The sequence below is a fragment of the Burkholderia stabilis genome, assembly GCF_001742165.1.
Classification (GTDB): Bacteria; Pseudomonadota; Gammaproteobacteria; order Burkholderiales; family Burkholderiaceae; genus Burkholderia; species Burkholderia stabilis.
Genome location: NZ_CP016443.1, coordinates 987586 through 1006437 on the forward strand (window position 1 = coordinate 987586; position 18852 = coordinate 1006437).

16 protein-coding genes are annotated in these 18852 nt (G+C 64.1%); 8 read left to right on the top strand and 8 right to left on the bottom strand.

What is annotated here, in order from left to right; translation table 11 throughout:
* Nucleotides 1-60: 60 nt before the first annotated feature.
* A complete protein-coding gene (locus BBJ41_RS22450; protein WP_069748495.1) occupies nucleotides 61-921 on the top strand; it encodes a fumarylacetoacetate hydrolase family protein in 861 nt (286 codons plus the stop codon).
* Between the two features lie 47 nt (nucleotides 922-968).
* Here the strand turns inward: BBJ41_RS22450 and BBJ41_RS22455 are convergent, their stop codons facing one another.
* The 3 genes from BBJ41_RS22455 to BBJ41_RS42125 all read right to left on the bottom strand — a co-directional run bounded on the left by BBJ41_RS22455 (nucleotide 969) and on the right by BBJ41_RS42125 (nucleotide 3010).
* Complete coding sequence (locus BBJ41_RS22455) at nucleotides 969-1280, bottom strand: DUF3331 domain-containing protein (protein WP_083281943.1); 312 nt, start codon at nucleotides 1278-1280, stop codon at nucleotides 969-971.
* A gap of 62 nt (nucleotides 1281-1342) precedes the next feature.
* Nucleotides 1343-2359, bottom strand: a complete 1017-nt coding sequence (locus BBJ41_RS22460; RefSeq protein WP_069748496.1) for an NADP-dependent oxidoreductase — start codon at nucleotides 2357-2359, stop codon at nucleotides 1343-1345.
* Nucleotides 2360-2455: 96 nt separating this feature from the next.
* A complete protein-coding gene (locus BBJ41_RS42125; RefSeq protein WP_418222308.1) occupies nucleotides 2456-3010 on the bottom strand; it encodes an antibiotic biosynthesis monooxygenase family protein in 555 nt (184 codons plus the stop codon).
* Nucleotides 3011-3345: 335 nt separating this feature from the next.
* On the opposite strand from BBJ41_RS42125, the gene BBJ41_RS22470 reads away from it, so the two are divergent.
* Nucleotides 3346-4239 (top strand): AEC family transporter, encoded by an 894-nt coding sequence (locus BBJ41_RS22470; RefSeq protein ID WP_236872147.1) that lies wholly within the window; start codon nucleotides 3346-3348, stop codon nucleotides 4237-4239.
* Between the two features lie 84 nt (nucleotides 4240-4323).
* Here BBJ41_RS22470 and BBJ41_RS22475 read toward each other — a convergent pair whose 3' ends face one another.
* Nucleotides 4324-5109: an SDR family oxidoreductase gene (locus BBJ41_RS22475; RefSeq protein ID WP_069748499.1), complete on the bottom strand. Its 786-nt coding sequence runs from the start codon at nucleotides 5107-5109 to the stop codon at nucleotides 4324-4326.
* Nucleotides 5110-5681: 572 nt separating this feature from the next.
* Here BBJ41_RS22475 and BBJ41_RS22480 point away from each other — a divergent pair.
* From BBJ41_RS22480 to BBJ41_RS22490, 3 genes are all read left to right on the top strand, one after another.
* The gene (locus BBJ41_RS22480) at nucleotides 5682-6722 is read left to right on the top strand and encodes an NADP-dependent oxidoreductase (protein ID WP_069748500.1); all 1041 of its coding nucleotides are present in this window, start codon (nucleotides 5682-5684) and stop codon (nucleotides 6720-6722) included.
* Nucleotides 6723-6765: 43 nt separating this feature from the next.
* The gene (locus BBJ41_RS22485) at nucleotides 6766-7449 is read left to right on the top strand and encodes a type 1 glutamine amidotransferase domain-containing protein (RefSeq protein ID WP_069748501.1); all 684 of its coding nucleotides are present in this window, start codon (nucleotides 6766-6768) and stop codon (nucleotides 7447-7449) included.
* A 331-nt stretch (nucleotides 7450-7780) separates the two neighbouring features.
* Entirely contained in the window at nucleotides 7781-9970 is a 2190-nt protein-coding gene (locus BBJ41_RS22490) for an FUSC family protein (RefSeq protein WP_069748502.1), read from the top strand.
* Between the two features lie 73 nt (nucleotides 9971-10043).
* On the opposite strand, the gene actP is transcribed toward BBJ41_RS22490, so the two are convergent.
* Both actP and BBJ41_RS22500 read right to left on the bottom strand, forming a co-directional pair.
* Nucleotides 10044-11720 carry a cation/acetate symporter ActP gene (gene actP / locus BBJ41_RS22495; RefSeq protein WP_069748503.1) on the bottom strand — a complete coding sequence of 559 codons (1677 nt, stop codon included), beginning with the start codon at nucleotides 11718-11720 and terminating at the stop codon, nucleotides 10044-10046.
* Nucleotides 11717-12034: a DUF485 domain-containing protein gene (locus BBJ41_RS22500; protein WP_069748504.1), complete on the bottom strand. Its 318-nt coding sequence runs from the start codon at nucleotides 12032-12034 to the stop codon at nucleotides 11717-11719. The genes actP and BBJ41_RS22500 overlap by 4 nt, the downstream gene beginning before the upstream one ends.
* Nucleotides 12035-12421: 387 nt before the next feature.
* Between BBJ41_RS22500 and BBJ41_RS22505 the strand changes: the two genes are divergently transcribed.
* Nucleotides 12422-13348: a LysR family transcriptional regulator gene (locus tag BBJ41_RS22505; RefSeq protein ID WP_069748505.1), complete on the top strand. Its 927-nt coding sequence runs from the start codon at nucleotides 12422-12424 to the stop codon at nucleotides 13346-13348.
* Nucleotides 13349-13384: 36 nt separating this feature from the next.
* Here BBJ41_RS22505 and BBJ41_RS22510 read toward each other — a convergent pair whose 3' ends face one another.
* Nucleotides 13385-15271, bottom strand: a complete 1887-nt coding sequence (locus tag BBJ41_RS22510) for a class I adenylate-forming enzyme family protein (RefSeq protein WP_236872129.1) — start codon at nucleotides 15269-15271, stop codon at nucleotides 13385-13387.
* Nucleotides 15174-16136 (bottom strand): cyclase family protein, encoded by a 963-nt coding sequence (locus tag BBJ41_RS22515; RefSeq protein ID WP_069748507.1) that lies wholly within the window; start codon nucleotides 16134-16136, stop codon nucleotides 15174-15176. Before BBJ41_RS22515 ends, BBJ41_RS22510 begins: the two co-directional genes overlap by 98 nt.
* A gap of 382 nt (nucleotides 16137-16518) precedes the next feature.
* On the opposite strand from BBJ41_RS22515, the gene BBJ41_RS22520 reads away from it, so the two are divergent.
* Both BBJ41_RS22520 and BBJ41_RS22525 read left to right on the top strand, forming a co-directional pair.
* On the top strand, nucleotides 16519-17511 hold the full coding sequence (locus BBJ41_RS22520; protein WP_006412423.1) for an IS5-like element ISBmu2 family transposase: 993 nt from the start codon (nucleotides 16519-16521) through the stop codon (nucleotides 17509-17511).
* 165 nt (nucleotides 17512-17676) lie between these two features.
* Entirely contained in the window at nucleotides 17677-18759 is a 1083-nt protein-coding gene (locus BBJ41_RS22525; RefSeq protein WP_083281945.1) for a porin, read from the top strand.
* The last annotated feature ends 93 nt before the right edge of the window (nucleotides 18760-18852 follow it).

An 18852-nucleotide genomic window follows, 5' to 3' on the forward strand; every position in this document is an offset into this window, starting at 1 on the left:
GACCGCGCGGCCCGGCCTCGCGCCTTCCGGCCTGTTTCACTTGATTATCGGAAAACCATCATGCGATTCATCAGCTTCGTCCGCGACGGCGTCACCGGCCTCGCCATCCGGTCCGGCGACGGCCATTATCTCGGACTGACGCGTAGCGATCCCGACTACCCCGGCGATCTCGACACCGTCGTCTCCGGCGGTCCTTCCGCGCTGGCGCAGGCAAGCCAGCGCCTCCAGTTGGCCGGACGGCCGCTCGACCTGGCCGACTGCACGCTGCTCCCGCCCGTGACGCGGCCGGCGAAGATCATCTGCGTCGGGCTCAACTACGTCGAGCACTCGCAAGAGGCCGGATACGAGGTGCCGTCGTATCCGACGCTCTTCGCGCGCTTTCGCAGCAGCCTGACCGCGCACGGCGCCGCAATACGCATGCCGACGGAGTCGGATCAGCTCGATTACGAAGGCGAGCTGGCGGTCATCATCGGCCGCGGCGGCCGACGCATCGCGCGAAGCGACGCGTTGAACCATGTGGCCGGCTATACGATCTTCAACGACGCGACCCTGCGGGACTATCAGTTCAAGACACCACAATGGACGGTCGGAAAGAATTTCGACAATACGGGCGCACTGGGCCCCGAGCTGGTGACCGCCGGCGAATTGCCGCCGGGCGCGGACGGTCTCAAGCTTCAGACCCGGCTCAACGGTGTCGTCGTGCAGGAAGCCAACACGAACGACATGATCTTCGACATCGCTGCGCTGATCGCCACCATCAGTGAAGTCATGACGCTCGAGCCCGGCGACGTCATCGCGACCGGCACGCCGTCGGGCATCGGCATGGCACGCAATCCGCAGCTCTGGATGCGCGTCGGCGATGTGTGCGAGGTCGAGATCGAAGGGATCGGCGTACTCAGGAATACCGTCGCGCAATCGTGATCCGGTCGTGCCGGCGCTGCGCGCGCCGGCACGCGTTCAGGCAGGGTTCAGGCAGGCTGCATGCCCAGCGTATCGTTCGCGAGGATCATCGCGCGGGCGTTGGTGGGTCTCGGCCGCTCCGCCGGACGAAACACCGCGTCGCCGGGGAAGATGGGCAAATGCGTCAGTACGCAGATGCCGCGGCGGGAAGCGATGACACGCCGCCAGCGCTGCTCGCCGAAATGCCGGACGCCGGGCTCGACCCAACGCACCACCAGCACGCTTCCGTCGTATTCCAGCACCGTCACCTGGGCACCCGCGAACTCGCGGGCGGAACCCACGCGCAGCCCGTCGTCCAGTCGTGAAGTCGCATCAGGCATGTCCCACTCGCAAGCCGGCGCGATCGAACCCGGAGCCGGGTCGATCGCGCGTGTTCAATCGGTCACGTGATCCTGACCAGCATCTTGCCGGTGTTGGTCCCGTTCATCAGCCCGATAAAGGCCTCCGGCGCGCGCGAGACACCGTCGACGATCGTTTCGTCATGCACGATCTGCCCGCCCCTCAGCCACGCCGCCATCTCGTCGACGAACGCATCCCGGTCCTGCCGATAGTCGTGCAGCAGGAAGCCCGTCAACGTCAGGCTGCGATAGACGATGTTTTCCATGAACCGCGGCCCGGGCAATGCACCGACGCGGTCGTACTGCGAAATGGCACCGCAGATCGCCGCGCGTCCGCCGTAATTGAACGTCGACAAGGCCGCCTCGAGATGATCGCCGCCGACGTTGTCGAAATAGACGTCGATACCTGCGGGTGCCGCGGCCGCCAGTTGCTCGAGCACCGGCGCGCGCCGGTAATTGAACGCCGCATCGTATCCGTAGCGTTCGCGAATCACGGCAACTTTCTCGTCGCTCCCTGCCGAGCCGATCACGTGCGCAGCGCCTTTCAGCCGCGCGATCTGCCCCGCGAGCGAGCCGACCGCGCCCGCTGCGGCGGAAACGAACACGACGTCATCCTCGCGCATGCGTGCCACCACGAGCAGCCCGACATACGCCGTCATGCCCGTTGCGCCCATGACGCCGAGATGAACGCTGCTCGGCAGGTCCGGCATGTCCGGAGCGCGGGTGAATTCTTCCGCCGCGCCTTGGGCGATGTCGCGCCAGCCGTATCGGTGCAGCACGAGATCGCCGGGGGCGAATGCGCTCGACGCGCTGTCGGTCACACGGCCGACCGCGGCGCCGGTCATCGTTTCATGCAGCTTGAACGGCTCGACATACGACGGCCGGTCGTCCATTCGGCCGCGCATGTACGGATCGACCGAAATGTATTCGTTTCGCACGCGAATCTCGCCGTCCGCCAACGCCGGAAGCGGCACCGCGACCGTCTGGAAATCGTCCGAAACGGGCTGACCGTTCGGCCGCCTCGCCAGTTGAATCTGCGTGCTGATCGTGGAGAACCTCACGGCCTCTCTCTCCTTGCAAAAACCGATGGTGCCGGCGATGCCGGCCGGGCACGCCGCACGGATGCGGCGGTGCACCGCGCGTCATGCGCAGGCTCGTCAGACTTCGCGCACGTGCTCGACTGACGGCGGGGCCACGAAGAAGGGTCCGGCCAGTTCGCGCCAGCGCTGAAAATCGGCTGTCTGGCGAAAGGCGTCGTGCAGCTCGACGCTTTCCCATTGCACCATCAGGCGATAGCGCGACGGTTGCTCGATACCGCGATACAAATGCAAGCCATGGCAACCGGGTGCGCGTTCGATGAGCGGTTTCGCTTCGGCGACCGCACGTTCAAACCCCGGCTCGCCGTTTTCCTGTATGTCGATCTGGGCAATTTCAAAAATCATGACGGGTTTCTCCGCGCAACGCGAACCGTCGCGCAGTGCAATTGACACGATGCCGGCATGGATCCCGGGCCGGACATTCCGGGTAGGCAGCGCGCACATGCGCTGCCCTGCTGCCGGCTCGCGTGGAAAGGCGAACGCGTCCGGTTGAGCGATGTCATCGTCGACGACTTCACGCGCGCTTCGGCATGACGTCCTGGCAATGTTGTCCAGGCGGGATCGGACCGGCAGGTGACGGTCGTTGCGAGACGATCGGGCTGTTTCATGCTGCACGGCCTCGCTGCGGAATCGAACAACGTCACCGCACCCGCTCGGTACGAACCGGCCAGCCTGCATTGCTTCGGCCCGTCGTCACGATGAGCCAACGATAGCGCTGTCGAGCCGACCGCTCTACCCCCACTACGGGGGGGTGAAAAAAACCCGCAAGGCGTTCATGTTGGCGGCAACGCTGCGACTCGCGGGCCGATTCGTTTCGCCGCGTCGAGATCGCCTGGTCAGCATGCGGGTGACGGTGCCGGATACCGGCACAGTGCCCGGCGACCTGCTCTGGAGCTGCAATGACTGAACAAATATCGTCCGCATTGGTACCGTTTTTCTTTTCGATCGCAATGGGCTATTTCGCCGGAAGAACTCATGCCGGAAACATGCCCGTCGTGTCGATCAACAAGATGCTGGTCGACTATGCGCTGCCATTCGCGCTGTTCGTCTATACCGCGAAGATGCCGCGCGCGGAACTGGTGAGCCATCTGGTTCCCGTGGCCGTCATCGTGATCTTCATGCTCGTGCCGTATTTCGCGTCGCTCGTCTTGTCGAAGCATGTCTTTCATGTTGATCCGAGTCGTTCCGCCGTGCGTGCGGTGACGGTTGGCATGCCGAACTTTGCAGCCGTCGGCCTGCCGCTTCTCGTCGCCGTGTACGGCGAGTCGAGCACATTGACGGTCGCGTTCGCGATCACCGTCGCATCGATCGTGATGTCTCCTGCGTGCCTGATTCTGCTCGAGCGCGCCCGCGGCGCCCAACACGCGCGCCAGCCGGATGCGCAACCGCTCGCCGGCGCGCTGCTCAGTACCTTCCTGAAGCCGGTTGTCCTGGCGCCGCTCGGGGGGATTGCCTTCTCCGTTCTCGGATGGCGCCTGCCGACGCTGATCGCCCAATCGCTGGGCATCATCGGCGGAACGACGGCGGGCCTCGCGTTGTTCTCCACCGGCCTCATCCTTGCCACCCTGCCGATCCGGCTGAACGCGGAGGTCGGTGTTGCGCTGTTGCTCGGCCACATCGTGCAGCCGCTGCTCGCATGGTTCTGCGTCCGCCTCTTCTCCGTGCCGGCACCGATGGCCGGGCAACTCGTGCTGCTGGCGGCGATACCATGCGGCTCCTTCGGCATCCTGTTCGGCCTCGGCTACGACATCGACGATCCGACCGCGGGCGCGACGTTGGTCGCGTCGAGCATCCTGTCGGCGGTGACACTGACGATCACGATCTCGCTGCTCCGCTTCGTCTAGACGCACCGCGCTTTCAGGGCCGCCGGCAACATGCATCCCTACATGGCGGACACGCTCGCCGGCGGTTGCGTTCGTTCGCGCCGCTCACCGCTTGCCGCCTACGGTGCGTTCCCATGCGGCAGCCTGCTCGTCGCGCACGAGCTGCCCGGCGGACTCGGGCTTGACGGTACGATACGACGGCGCCTCCGCCTCGATCACCGTGACGATGGCGTCGATCATTTCAGCGGGATCGTGTTGCCGATTCAGTTCGCGCGTCGGCCAGTGAGCGACCACGCGCTCGCCCTGGTCCCACCATTGATCCATGCTTTCCATGCCGGTGTCGTTGAAGCCGGTGCGATAGGCGCCGGGATTGATCGTCACGACTTCGACGCCATAGGGCTTCAGCTCCTCCTCCATCGCCGAGCAGATGCCTTCGACGGCATGCTTCGACGCGGCGTAGGCGCCGTCGAACGGCACCTTGACGAGTCCCGCGACCGACGACATCCAGACGATCCGGCCATGCCCGCGCACGACCATCCTGCGCGCGAATCCCTGCGCGACTTCGAGCGCCGCAAAGACGTTCGTTTCGAACACCGAGCGAAACACGGATATCGGAATCTCCACAAGCGGGCCGGATTCCATGATGGCCGCGTTGTTCAGCAGGACATCGACGTCGTGCGGCAATGCATGCGCACGATCGATTTCGTTTGTCACATCGAACTTGATGACCTGCATGTCCACACCGCGCGCCTTGGCCTCCTGCCGCAGCGCCCAGACCTGCGGCCAGATCTGGCCACACGCGATCACGCGATGCCCGCGTTCGGCAAGCGCGAACGCGACCCCTCGCCCGAATCCGGACCCCGCACCGGTTATCAACACCGTTCTGGTCATGCTGCCTCCCGTTCGCGACACGATGATTGCGCCGGCCGGACCGACCCGGACGGCTACCTTGCCGACTACCTTACGGCGTTTCACGCAGCCGACGTGCCCCCCGAATGGGGAGGCGGCCCGCCTCGCTGCCGAGGTTCGGACGCGGCCGCACGCCGTCGTTTACCGGCACGGCCGATCCCGGCGAGCGCCTTATGGGACGGCCTTTGCGACGAACGGATGCCCGGTTCGCCGTTGCCCGGCGCGCCTCGTCGATCACACGCAGGGCAGCTCACGGAGCGCGAAATCGCACGGCACACGCTCTAGACGACTGGTCTACTCGATCGTATGATCCGCCTCACGGTTCGACCTGTTGGTCGGCCCTCGCATTCATGCGATGAATGACGCGACCCGGCGCATCCCTGCAGGCCATGACCTGCGACGTTGCCTGCAAGTGTCCAAGCCCTAGACGACTGGTCTACTTTTCGTATGCGACATGCCATGGCACGTCGTCCCGCGCATCACGACCGTCACGCGAAAAACCCGCCGCCACCCTGCACGTTCCGGGCGGCGACACCGTCACACAGAGGTTACCCATGCCGCAGTCCCCATCCGTCAATCGCCGGGTCGTCCTGGCCGGCCGCCCCGTCGGCGCGCCGGCAGCACACAACTTCCGGCTCGAAACCACGGCAGTACCGACGCCCGCCGAAGGCGAAGTCCTGCTGCAGACGCTTTACCTGTCGCTCGATCCGTACATGCGGTGGCGCATGAGCGACGCGCCGTCCTACGCGCCGCCGGTTGCGCTCGGCGACACGATGGTTGGCGGCACCGTCAGCCGCGTCATTGCCTCGAAGCATCCCGCATTTGCGGTTGGCGAACTGGTGCTGGGCGAAAGCGGCTGGCAGGACTACACGTGCTCCGACGGCACGGATCTCATGCCGCTCGGCACGGATCTCGAACACCCGTCCCACGCACTCGGCGTGCTTGGCATGCCGGGCTTCACCGCCTATACGGGCCTGCTGCAGATCGGGCAACCGAAACCGGGCGAAACGGTCGTCGTCGCGGCGGCGAGCGGGGCGGTCGGCGCCGTCGTCGGCCAGATCGCGAAACTGAAAGGCTGCCGCGTCGTCGGCATTGCGGGAGACGCGGAGAAATGCCGGTACGTCACCGGGACGCTCGGCTTCGACGTGTGCCTCGATCGGCGGGCGCCCGATCTTGCCCGGCAGCTCGCGCAAGCCTGCCCCGACGGCATCGACGTCTACTTCGAGAACGTCGGCGGTGCGATTTTCGACGCCGTGCTGCCGCTCCTCAACGTCGGCGCACGCGTGCCGCTCTGCGGCCTGATCTCGCAATACAACGATAGCGAACCGGCACCCGGCCCCGACCGGCTGCCGCTCCTGACCGACACGCTCCTGAAGAAACGGATCCGCCTGGAGGGCTTCATCATCCTCGATCACTATGCGACCGGCTATCAGGCGTTCCTGGCCGAAATGGGCGGCTGGGTAAAGGCCGGCGAGATCACGCCGCGCGAGGACGTCACCGACGGCCTGGAAAAGGCACCGGAAGCGCTCATCGGTCTGCTCGCGGGAAAGAACTTCGGCAAGGTAGTCGTGCGCGTCGCCGAAATCGCTGCGTAAAGCGAATTCGCGCATCCATCATTCATCTTCATCCATCGACATCATGAAACTTCTCTTCGTCCTGACCTCCCACGACACCCTCGGCTCGACCGGCGAGAAAACCGGCTTCTGGCTCGAGGAATTCGCCGCCCCCTACTTCACGCTGAAAGACGCAGGCGCGGACATCACGCTTGCGTCGCCGGCCGGCGGCCAGCCGCCGCTCGATCCGAAAAGCGCGGACCCCGCGTTTCAGACCGACGCCACGCGCCGCTTCGAAGCAGATGCAGACGCGCGGGCCGCGCTCGCGGCCACGCAAAAACTGTCCGAGGTTGCCGTCGACGGGTTCGACGCGGTGTTCTATCCGGGCGGCCACGGCCCCCTCTGGGATCTCGCGGAAGACGCTCGGTCGATCTCGTTGATCGAGCAGGCCATCGCACAGGGCAAGCCGGTCGCAGTCGTCTGCCACGCACCGGGCGTGCTGCGGCATGCCAAGGGGACGGACGGCAAGCCGCTCGTCTCCGGCAAGAACATCACCGGCTTCTCGAACTCGGAAGAGGAGGCGGTCGGGTTGACGAACATCGTGCCGTTTCTCGTCGAGGACGAACTCAAGTCGAAGGGTGGTCGCTATTCGAAAACCGATGACTGGCAACCGTACGTGGTCGTCGACGGCCTGTTGATCACCGGCCAGAATCCGGCGTCGTCCGAACCGGCCGCCCAGGCGCTGTTGAACATGCTGACGCGCAACTGACCCGCGCAGCAGCCTCCGCACCGGCGGCGAACGCCCGGTTCGCCGCCGGTCTTGCGCACGAACGCAACGCGCGGAAAAGCGGCCGTCCGGCCGCCGGAGGCAGGGATCGCGATGCAGGCGCACGGCTCGCCGGTCCACTCCTGTCGCTTCGTCGAACGGGCCACGCGCGGCGAGCGGCATGCTCGGCCATCGCACCCGTTCACCGCGCGACGACGTCGATCCTGATCCGGAAAAAGCGTTTAACACCACGCGCAATACTCCAGCGCGTCTCCGGAAAATACAATCACGTTCGTCCTGTCGCCGCGCTCCCGCATCACGCGCCACCTACATCATGTCTTCGTCGCCGTTCAGAATCACGTCCTATATTTCGGATACCAAAACAGGTATCGCCATCATCGACGCCGCCCGCCACTGGGCCGGCACGAGCGGCGTCACCTGGCTGTACGTCTTCAAGACCATTCTCGCCGCGCTGCTGGCGCTCGGTGTGGCGATGAAGCTCGAACTCCCGATGCCGCGCACGGCGATGACGACGGTCTTCGTGCTGATGCAGCCGCAAAGCGGCATGGTGCTCGCCAAAAGCCTGTATCGGATCTGCGGCACGATCGTGGGCCTGCTCGCCATGCTGGTGCTGATCGGCCTGTTCGGGCAGGCGCCGGAGCTCTTCCTCGGCGCAACCGCGCTCTGGATCGGCATTTGCACGGCAGGCGCCGCGCGAAACCGCAACTTCCGGACCTATGGTTTCGTGCTCGCCGGCTACACGGCCGCGCTCATCGGCATCCCGTCATGGCAACATCCGGACGCGGCCTTTCTTTCGGCGATGACGCGTGTAACGGAAGTGACGATCGGCATCCTGAGTTCGGGCGCGGTCAGCGCGCTCGTCTTTCCGCAGCATGTCAGCAAACAGATCAGCCGCGTGAACCGGGCGCGGTTCACCGAGTTCACGGACGATGTGCTGTCGATCCTGTCGGGCCGCATCGACCGGTCGTTTCTCGAGGCGCTGAGCGTGCGCATCGTCGACGAAACCGTCAACGCGGAAGCCGCACGCAGTGTCGCGGTTTTCGAAGGCCCCGACACGCGCTTGCGAAACGGCCGCCTGACTCGCCTCAATGCGGAGCGCATGGCAGCATCGACGCGCTTGCACGCATTGAGTCAGCTGATCGCCCGACTGCGGGCGGCACGCGCCGATGTCGTGCTGACGGAGATCGAAGCGCTGATGGCCGGTATCGCGGCGCCGATCCGGCTCGAATGGCAGGATGCGACGCACGCCGACGATATCGACGCACTCGTCCAATCGCTGGCCGACACCCTCGAACACTGCCGCACGGCGTTGCCCGACCGCGCACGCCTGGCGCGAAACCGGCTCGGCAGCCGCGCGAGCGCGCTCGACTTCGACACGGCGGTCGACCTGCTCGACCGATTCCTGGACAGCTATATCGCCTATGCGCAAACCTATCTGTCGCTGAGTGCAATCGCTCACGAGCGCGAACAGTGGGCGACGCCATACGAACCGCGCACCAATCCGCTCATCGCGGCCGTCGCCGGCGTCCGCGCAATGCTGCTGACACTCGTGCTGAGCACGTTCTGGATCGCGACCGCATGGCCGTCGGGCGCCCTGCTCGTGCTGAACGGCGGCGCAATCTGCGCACTGGTCGCCTCCTCTGCGCGCCCGTCACGCACCGCGTTTCAGATGGCGATCGGCACGGCGTTCGCGTCCGTCATCGGGCTGATCGTCATGTTCGTCGCCTACCCGGTCATCGACGGCTTCCCGCTGCTGTGCGTGGTCCTCGCTCCGCCGCTCGCATTGGGATGCTGGATGACGACGCGCCCGTCGCTGGCAGGCTACGGCGTCGGATACTGCATCTATTTCTGCTTCCTGACCGGCCCCGACAATGTCGTCGCCTACGATCCGACGTCCTTCATGAACGATGCGATCGCGCTGGTCCTGTCCATGCTGATGGCGTCGGTCGCGTTCGAATTGTTCCTGCCGCCGACGATGCGCGAGCTGCGCAAACACCTGCTCGCCGACCTGCGCGGGCAAGTCGTGTTCGCCTGCACCGACTCGGCCGCGACGCTGCGCGCGCGCTTCGAAAGCCGCACGCGTGACCTCATGTATCAGGTCCGGTCGATCTCGCGTGACGACCCGGTGGCCAACGGCGAGTCCGTCGAATGGTTTCTGTCCGTCCTCGAGATCGGCTCAGCCGTCGTCGACCTGCGCGGTGCGATGGCCATCGAGGCAGCACGGCGCGGCCCGGACGCCACACCGGCGTGGCTCGACGATTGCGCGTCCGCATGCCGCGCGATCGGGCTCTTGTTCGAGACGCCGACACCGACGGCCCGCGCCGCCGCCACGCGCGCGGTGCAGGCTGCAATCGCCACCCTGCAACGAACGATGCAGACCACCGATGCGGCCGGGCCGGCGGTGCCCCATCTTCAAACCGTGCTCGGTAGTCTGCACTTCATGCACAGCGCGCTCGCGGCACCCGACTCGCCGTTACCCGCACCGGAGTCCGATGCCCGATGACCGCGCATCAGCACCATTCCGCGCACACTGACTGGTGCATCCTCGATGCGTCGGGCATGGCCGCACGTTCCGGTCAATGCTCGACCGCCTGCTCGGCTCCGAGCCCGGTCTGAGCGCGTACGAACTGGGCATCGAACGCGCGCCGTTCCGCGTTGGCCTTCGAACTGCGATCGAGTATCGACAACACGTAACTCGCCAGGAACGCCAACGGCATCGTAAACAACGCCGGATGATCGTAAGGGAACACGGCAGCCGGATGTCCCAACACCGATTTCCACACCGCCGGCGACAGAATGACCAGCGAGACCGACGATACGAGCCCGACGATGCCGCCGCAAACGGCGCCGCGACTCGTCAATCCCTTCCAGTACATCGAAAGCACGAGCGGCGGAAAATTCGCCGAAGCGGCAACGTTGAACGCCAGTGCAACGAGAAAAGCGAGATTCTGCCCCTTGAACAGGAGGCCAAGCGCGACGGCCACGACGCCGATCGCCAGTGTCGTCCACCGCGTGACGCGAATCTCCGATGCCCCGCTCGCCCGCCCCTTGCACAGCACGCTCGCATAGAGGTCGTGCGATACGGCCGACGCGCCCGCCAGCACCAGGCCCGACACCACGGCCAGGATGGTGGCGAACGTCACCGCCGCGAGGAAGCCGAGGAACAGGCTGCCGCCCGTCGCGTTGGCGAGATGCATCGCCACCATATTGCTCCCGCCGCGCAGCACGCCGCCCACGCGTCCGCCCTCGAAGAACTGCGGGTCGGTGCCGACGATCACGACGCTTGCGAGACCGATGACGAACATCGCGATGAACATGAAGCCGATGCACGTACTGGCAACGAATACGCTTTTCCTGGCTTCTCGCGCATTCGGAACGGTAAAGAAGCGCATCAGGACGTGCGGCAGACCGGAGAGTCCGAACACCGTCGCGAGCGACATCGAGATGGCCGAAACGGGGTCCGAGAACAGGCGGCCCGGTTGCATCAGCGAGTTCCCCGCCTTGTGCACCGAGATTGCGGACCGCGCAAGCCGTTCGAAGCTGAAACCGAAGTGACCGAGCGCCAACAGCGTCAGCACGGTGCCGCCGAACATCAGCAGTACGGCCTTGATGATCTGAACCCACGTCGTCGCGATCATCCCGCCGAAGGTCACGTAGACGATCATGAGACACCCGACGCCGACGACCGCATAGGTGTAGTCGATGCCGAACAGCAGTTGAACGAGCTCCCCCGCCCCGACCATCTGAACGACGAGATAGAAGAACACGACCGTCAACGAACTGACCACCCCCATCCAGCGCGTGCTGACCGGATCGAGCCGGTAGGCGATGATGTCGACGAACGTGAACCGGCCGAGATTGCGCAGCCGCTCGGCCATGAGGAACAACATCACGGGCCATCCCACGAAGAAGCCGACGACATAAAGCAGGCCATCGTAACCCTTCGCGTAGACGAGGCTCACGACGCCGAGCAACGTCGCGGCGGACATGTAGTCACCGGCGACCGCGAGGCCATTCTGAAGCCCGCTGATTCCGCCGCCGGCGGTCAGGAAGTCGTTCACCGTCCTGGTGCGGCGCGCCGCCCAGTAGGTGATGCCCAGCGTCATGCAGACGAACACCATGAACATTGCGATGGCGGCAAGATTGAGTGGCTGCCGCGCCCCCGCCTCCACGACTGGGCTCGCCCAGGCCGGGCCGCCCGGCGCGGCGGCAAGCGCGACTGCCGCGGTCGAAACGCGTGCGATCGATTTCATTGCTGCACCTCGCCAAGCAATTCGTCGGTCAGTCTTTCGAACCGATCATTCGCGACGCGGACGTAGAGCCACGTGAACCCCCATCCGGCGACGATCACGACAACCGCGAATATCACGCCGACCGTCGTGACACTTCCCGTCCAGGCCGGGCTGCTCAACAGGTCAGGCCGCAATGCGACCAGCGCGATCAGCCCGAAATACGCGCCCAGCACGATCACCATCAGCACCCGGCCCAGGCGTGCGCGTTCGTCGACCAGCTCACGAAACTTCGCATGCTCCCGGATGCGTGAAACTGCGCTTGCATTCAACGTCATATGCCTCCTCCGTCGTCCATTCCGGGAATCAGGATCGCCTTGCGACCCCTCACCTCGTCAATAGATTCGTTATCCATAAAATTTCATTCAGCTCTTTATCCCGGTGAACATGCGCTCCGTGATCGCCGGGACGACTGAGCTTATTTCCGCGATTCCCGAATAGCAGCCCCCTCTGGTGGGGGGCATCGGTGCGTTCGCATGCACCCCGGGGAAACACCGACGGTTCCCGGCGACGACCGAGAATCGGGGCTGGCGTACATGCGCGATATCAGGATGAGCGGCGCTATGCGCGCTGCCCCCCGTCCGGGGGGTGGCAAAACCGCGTCTTCACGCGGTATTTCTGACGAATCGCCGCTACCGCTGCGCCCTCCCTTCATTCCCGATGTCATGAACATTTTCCGGACCGACCTGAATCTGCTCGTGGTGTTTGAACGCATCTACGCCCAGCAGAGCATCACGCGCGCGGCGCAGCAGCTCAATCTCAGTCAATCGGCGGTCAGTCATGCGCTGAACCGGCTGCGCGAACTGCTCGGCGACCCGCTGTTCGAGCGTCACGGCAATGCAATGATGCCCACCCCGTTGACGAGAGCGATCATTGCGCGTGTGCGCAATGGCCTGCATACGCTCGAATGCACGCTGCATGAAGCCAGCCGGTTCGATGTCGCGTCGACGATCAGGCGCTTCACGATCGGCATTCTCAACGCACAGGAACCGGTGGTATTGCCGCCCATCGCGCAATACGTCGCGAATCACGCGCCGTCGATCGACATTGCCGCCGTACAACACGACCGGCGCGCGATCGAAGCGGACCTGCTCACCGGCGCGCTCGATGCCGTCATCGACGTCCTGCTGCCTCACCCGCAATCCGTGCGCAGTACCAAACTATCGACCGACCGGTACGTCGTGCTGTGCCGGCGCAATCACCCGCGCGTCGGTCAACGCCTCGACCTCGGCACCTACCTCGCCGAAGAGCACGTGCTCGTGACGAGCCGGCAACGCGGCGGCGGCGTCGAAGATGCCGCACTCGTCAAACTCGGCGCCGAACGCCGCGTCCGCCTGCGATGCGTCCGCTACTTCGCCGCCTGCCGCGTCGTCGACCAGACCGACCTGCTGCTCACCATGCCGGAGCGGTACGCGCGGCTGCTCAACGAGATGTACGGCAACCAGATGCTCGAATGCCCGTTCGACGCATCGATCGATACCTATCTTTACTGGCACGCGAATTCCGACGCCGATCCCGCGAATATCTGGTTGCGTCGGCAACTGGGCGAGGTATTCGAGTCCGTTCGTGCGGGCACGGCGACGCACCCGTGACGCGGTGCGCCACCTGCCACGTCGGCCGACGCTCGCTTACCCGCGCAGCTCGCGCCTCAGGATCTTCCCGGTCAAGGTCTTCGGCAGTTCGTCGATGATCTCGACGATGCGCGGGTACTTGTACGCCGCCATCCGTTCCTTGCAGTATGCGATCAGCGCATCGGGCGAGATTTCGGCATTCGGTTTCAGGCTCACGACGGCCTTGACGGTTTCTCCCCGGTAACTGTCAGCGACGCCGACGACCGCGGCCTCGCGTACCGCCGGATGCGAATACAGAACGTCCTCGACTTCGCGCGGCCAGACCTTGTAGCCGCCCGCGTTGATCATGTCCTTTTTGCGATCGACGAGATAGAACCAGCCTTGCTCGTCCATGAACCCGACGTCGCCGGTCCGGAAGTATCCGTCGACAATCGATTTCGCACTCTCGGCCGGCTTGTTCCAGTAGCCCGGCACGACCATCGGCCCGCGCGAAATGATCTCGCCGATCTCGCCCGACGGCAGCGGGCGGCCGGCCTCGTCGCCGATGTACGACTCCACGTTGAATACCGGTACGCCGACGGCGAGCGTCCCGGTCGACGGATCGACCGGTGCATCGCGACCGAGCGGCACGCAGTGCGTGGGCGAGTTCGTCTCGGTCAACCCGTAGCCGTTGTAAATGTAGTGGCCGAAGCGCTCGAGAAACGCATCGATGACGCTCGGCGGAATCGGGGCACCGCCGGAGTAGATGTGTCGCATCGACACCAGATGCTCGCGCGTTGCGTGCGGATGGTTCATCAACGCAATGAACGCCGTGATCGAGCCGATCGTGAATTCGGCGCGATGCTCGCGGATCGCATCGAGGATGACACCCGGCTCGAAACGGCACGCAAGAATCAGCGGTGCCGCACCGATCAACGCCGCGCCGATATGCCCAACCAGTCCGGTGATGTGAAACAGCGGCGCGACGCCGAGGATCGGACCGCCTTCCCGCAGCTCCATCCAGTCACGGTACACCTGCGCGTTGAATGCAATGTTGCCGTGCGTGTTCATCGCACCCTTCGGTACGCCGGTGGTGCCGGACGTGTACACGAGCATCGCGACATCCGCCGGCCCGAGCGTGACGGGTGGCGGTCGATGTCCGCGATAGGCGGCAATCGTCGTCGACAGATCCTCCACGTCATCCGCCGGCTGCCGTCGCGTGCCGGCAAAGAGTCGTGCATCGTTTCGGCTCTGGTATTCGAGTTCGCTCGTGGTCATCACGGCTGGCTGCACCGCCGGCTCGCCTCGCGCGGCGGCCCGGGCTTCCTCGTCGAGAAACGGGCGTACGACGTCCGCATAAAGCGACTCGTGACAGATCAGCATTCGCGCGCCCGAATCCGCGAGCAATACGCGCAGCTCGCGTGAGCGGTTCATCGGATTGATCGACACCGCGATCATCCCGAGCTTCCACGCGGCGACAAGCGCGATCACGAACTGCGGCACGTTCTGCAGGTACAGCGCCACGCGGTCGCCGGATACGCAGCCGCGCTCGCGCCACGCGCTGGCAAGGGCATCCGATTCCGCATCGAGTTCGGCGTAGGTCAGCACGCCGTCGAAATACAATATCGCGGCACGCTCAGGCGCTCGTGCGACCGCCGCTCGGAACATACCGAGCGCGTCGGTCGATACCGGCGCGATCGTCGCCGGATGGCCGGCCGCATAGTTCGCGAGCCAGGGCTTCTTGTCATAGGGCGTCATGGACACTCCAGGAATGGACGGCGCGGCATCACGTGCGCGCGCCGCCGGAATTGCACTGCGCGCCCGGCGCTTGCAAGCGCGGACGCGGTCGGACCGGAGTTGAAACGACCTACTTGATGACCACCGGATTGACCGGCGCGCCGCTTCCGCTGACGACCTTGAGCGGCGCCGCCGTGTAGAGGAACGACCATTGCCCGTCTTCCGCACAGTCGGCCGCGAGCGGGTCGAGCTGCGCGATCTCGGTCAGTGTGACGCCGAGGTTGCGCATCAGCGCGTTATGCAGCGGCAGCGCGACGCCCGATTCCGGATCGATGGTCACTTCGTTCGCGATCGTATCCGTGACGAGGTTCGGGATCTCCATCCGCTGGAACCATTCGACGAGCGCCGGGCTGTAGGTCAGGCCGGGTTCGATGAAATTCTTGTAGAACTCGTTCTTGTCGCGCTCGTAGAACGAGCCGATCCAGCCGGTGCGGATCACGAGGACGTCGCGCTTGTCGATCGTCACGCGCTGCGCTTCGGCAGCCTCGAGCAGATCGCGATGCGTGAAGGTCTCCCCCGGATCGAGCACGGCCTTGCCGCGATGCCGGGCGATGTCGATCAGCACGCCGCGCCCGACGACGCCGCGCTCCGCGATCGGCAATACGCTCGCCTTCGCGAGGCCGCCGATCGTCGATTTCGCGTCGTAGCCATTCCAGATCTGGTCGCCGTACCAGACGTGCCCCAGGGCGTCGTACTGCGTGGAACCTTGCAGATACATGATCATCATGTCGTCCGCATATTCGAGGAGCCCGGGAAACAGCGGCCCCTTGCCGCACATGTAGTGGCCCTTGTCCATCACATTCATGCGGCATGCCTGGGAGCGGCCCGGCCAGACCGGATCGCCCTTCGGATTCCCCATCTGGATCTGCAGCGTAAAGGTCTTGCCGGAACGCACGGCCGCAACGCCGCGCAGCACCTCCGTCTCGGTCAGGTAGTTAAGCGAACCGACTTCGTCGTCCGGCCCCCACTTGCCCCAGTTCTTCGGCGCATCGCGCAACAGCTCGGCCATCTCCGGAACGTTCTTCGACTCCATGCATCGTCTCCTTTTTAGTCAACCGCTCAAATCTCCCCGGTCGAGTTCATGCACGGAAAACTTCCGTTCAGATCGCCGGGATTTGTGGATTTTTAATGGTTGAAAGCGTAGGCAGGCAGAAAATTCGACGCAAATGAATTGTTTTCATGGCCCTCCATTTATCCCATACATATCTAGTACTACTACCGTATTTCAATATGTCGACACCCTGATCTAACATCCACGCCAATGAATCGAAAATCACGAGACGGTCAATTCCCGGATTCATTTTTCAAACCAATTAAAAAAATCCTTAGGGAAACGCTGATTTATTCGGCTCGGCGGTCATCGCAGACGTAGCCGAGGACGTTTAGAAGACAGCTCACGGAACGGACCCACGACGATGAAGAGGCAGATCGGCTTCGCGGAAGCGGAAATTGCAGGCAAGAAGCGAGTGACGAGGCGCCAACGCTTCCTGGAAGAGATGGAGAAGGTCGTTCCGTGGCAGCGCTTGCTGTCGGCCATCGAACCGCACTATCCGAAGGGCACGCGAGGTCGCCCGCCGATTGGCCTTGAGCGGATGCTGCGAATCTACTTCGTGCAACAGTGGTACGGACTGTCGGACGAAGGACTGGAAGACGCGCTGTATGACAGCATCACGCTGCGAGCCTTCGCCGGCATCGATCTGGCGATCGAGAACGTGCCTGATGCAACCACGCTGTTGAAGTTCCGGCGCCTGCTGATCGAACACGAACTGACACGGAAGTTGTTCGACGAGATTGGCATCTCGCTGTGCGAGCGTGGGCTGATGATGAAGGAAGGCACGCTGGTTGACGCGACGATCATTGAAGCGCCGCCGTCGACCAAGAATGCCGGGAAGAGCCGTGACCCGGAAATGCATCAAACGAAGAAGGGCAACGAATGGCACTTTGGCATGAAAGCCCACATTGGCGTCGACGCCGACTCGGGCCTGATTCACAGTGTGGTTGGCACGGCGGCCAACGTGTCGGATGTATCGCAAGCTCATGCCCTGCTGCACGGGCATGAAGAGCAGGTGTTCGCCGACGCGGGCTACATTGGCGTCGACAAGCGCGAGGAAATGGCGGGCAAGGCCGTGAAGTGGCACGTCGCTGCCAGGCGGGGAAAGATCAAGGCGATGCAAGAAGGAGCGCTGAAGGACCTGGTGATCGCGCTCGAGCGAACCAAGGCGCAGATCCGTTCGCGGGTTGAGCATCCGTTTCATATCGTCAAGAATCTGTTTCAGCATCGCAAGACCCGATACAAGGGCTTGGCCAAGAACACCGCGCAACTGTTCAGCCTGTTCGCTCTGGCGAATCTGGTGATTGCGCGAAATCTGTTGCGATCGGTCCATGGGAGCAGTCCGTCATGCGTATGAAAAATGCGAGCAGGGGAGGCTCGCTTACGCGCCAAATTCACTGAATTGAGCGCCGATTCGCTTCGTCATCCAGAAAATTTGAAGCCATCTCGCCTGCAACTTCGGAAGTTGGTCCATTGATCAGCGTTTCCTTAGAAATCACAATTACACTGGAGATAATCAACGATGTCATTTCGTTCCGGAAGTCGTTCAATCGCACTGGCGACCGCCATCATCGGAGGCGCGGTACCGTACGCACATGCGCAAAGCAGCGTGACGCTTTACGGCATCGTCGACAGCGGCGTCCTGTACACGAGCAAGACGGTCGATCCGGCGACCGGCCGAAATGCCGGCCGTCAGTTTTCGCTGATCAGCGGCGGAATGACGCCATCGCTGTTCGGCCTGAAAGGCAGCGAGGATCTCGGCGGCGGCATGAGGGCGATCTTCACGCTCGAGAGCGGCATCGATCTGTCGAAAGGCGGCTTCACCGATTCGAACGGAAACTTCTTCGGCCGCCAGGCCTGGATCGGCATCGAGAGCGGCGTGGGTACCGTCAAGGCCGGCTTGCAGTTTTCCCCGTTCGTGCTCTCGCTGATCTCGACCGACCCGCGCTCCGTATCGTTCTTCGGCAGCCAGGTGCCGATCTACGTTGGCAACGTGTTCGTCACCGGCATCTTCAACGCGAATGCCATCTCGTATGCGAGCCCGACGATGGCGGGTTTTCAGGGCAACGCGATGCTTGCGCTTGGTGGCGCAGCCGGTAATTTCCAGGCGGGCCGGCAGTATTCCGCGAGCCTGAACTACACGTACGGCCCGTTGCTTGTCAGCGCGGCGATGTATAGCGGCAACGCCGGCGGCACGGCTGCGACGACGCCCCTGCCGAGCACCGTCGCGTTCTCGGGCCGCACGATCAGTGCGCGTTACGAGTTCAACGATCTGACCGTGAACGCGGTATTCGTCAGTTACAAGATCGCGGGCTCATTCGACAACCGCGTCTACGGCGGTGGCTTGAGCTACCGGTTTACACCGACGATCCACGCCGACGCGGGCGTCTGGTACACGAGCGACGGGAACGATACCGGGAATCACTCTGTTCTGGCCGCCACGGGCCTGACCTACAGCCTGTCGAAGGCGACGATGATTTACGGCCAGTTCGGGTTCGTCAACAACCACGGCAAGATGAACACCGGCCTGTCCACCAACGGCGCGCTCTACGGCGTGTCGGGATCGACGTTCGGCACCGCCGTCGGGATTCGGCATCTCTTCTAGGTTCCGTGCGGAACACCCGCCGGGCCGGGCGCATCGGGAACCCGTCGATCCCGACCATCCGATCGCCCGCACTGACCGGACGCGGATTTCCTG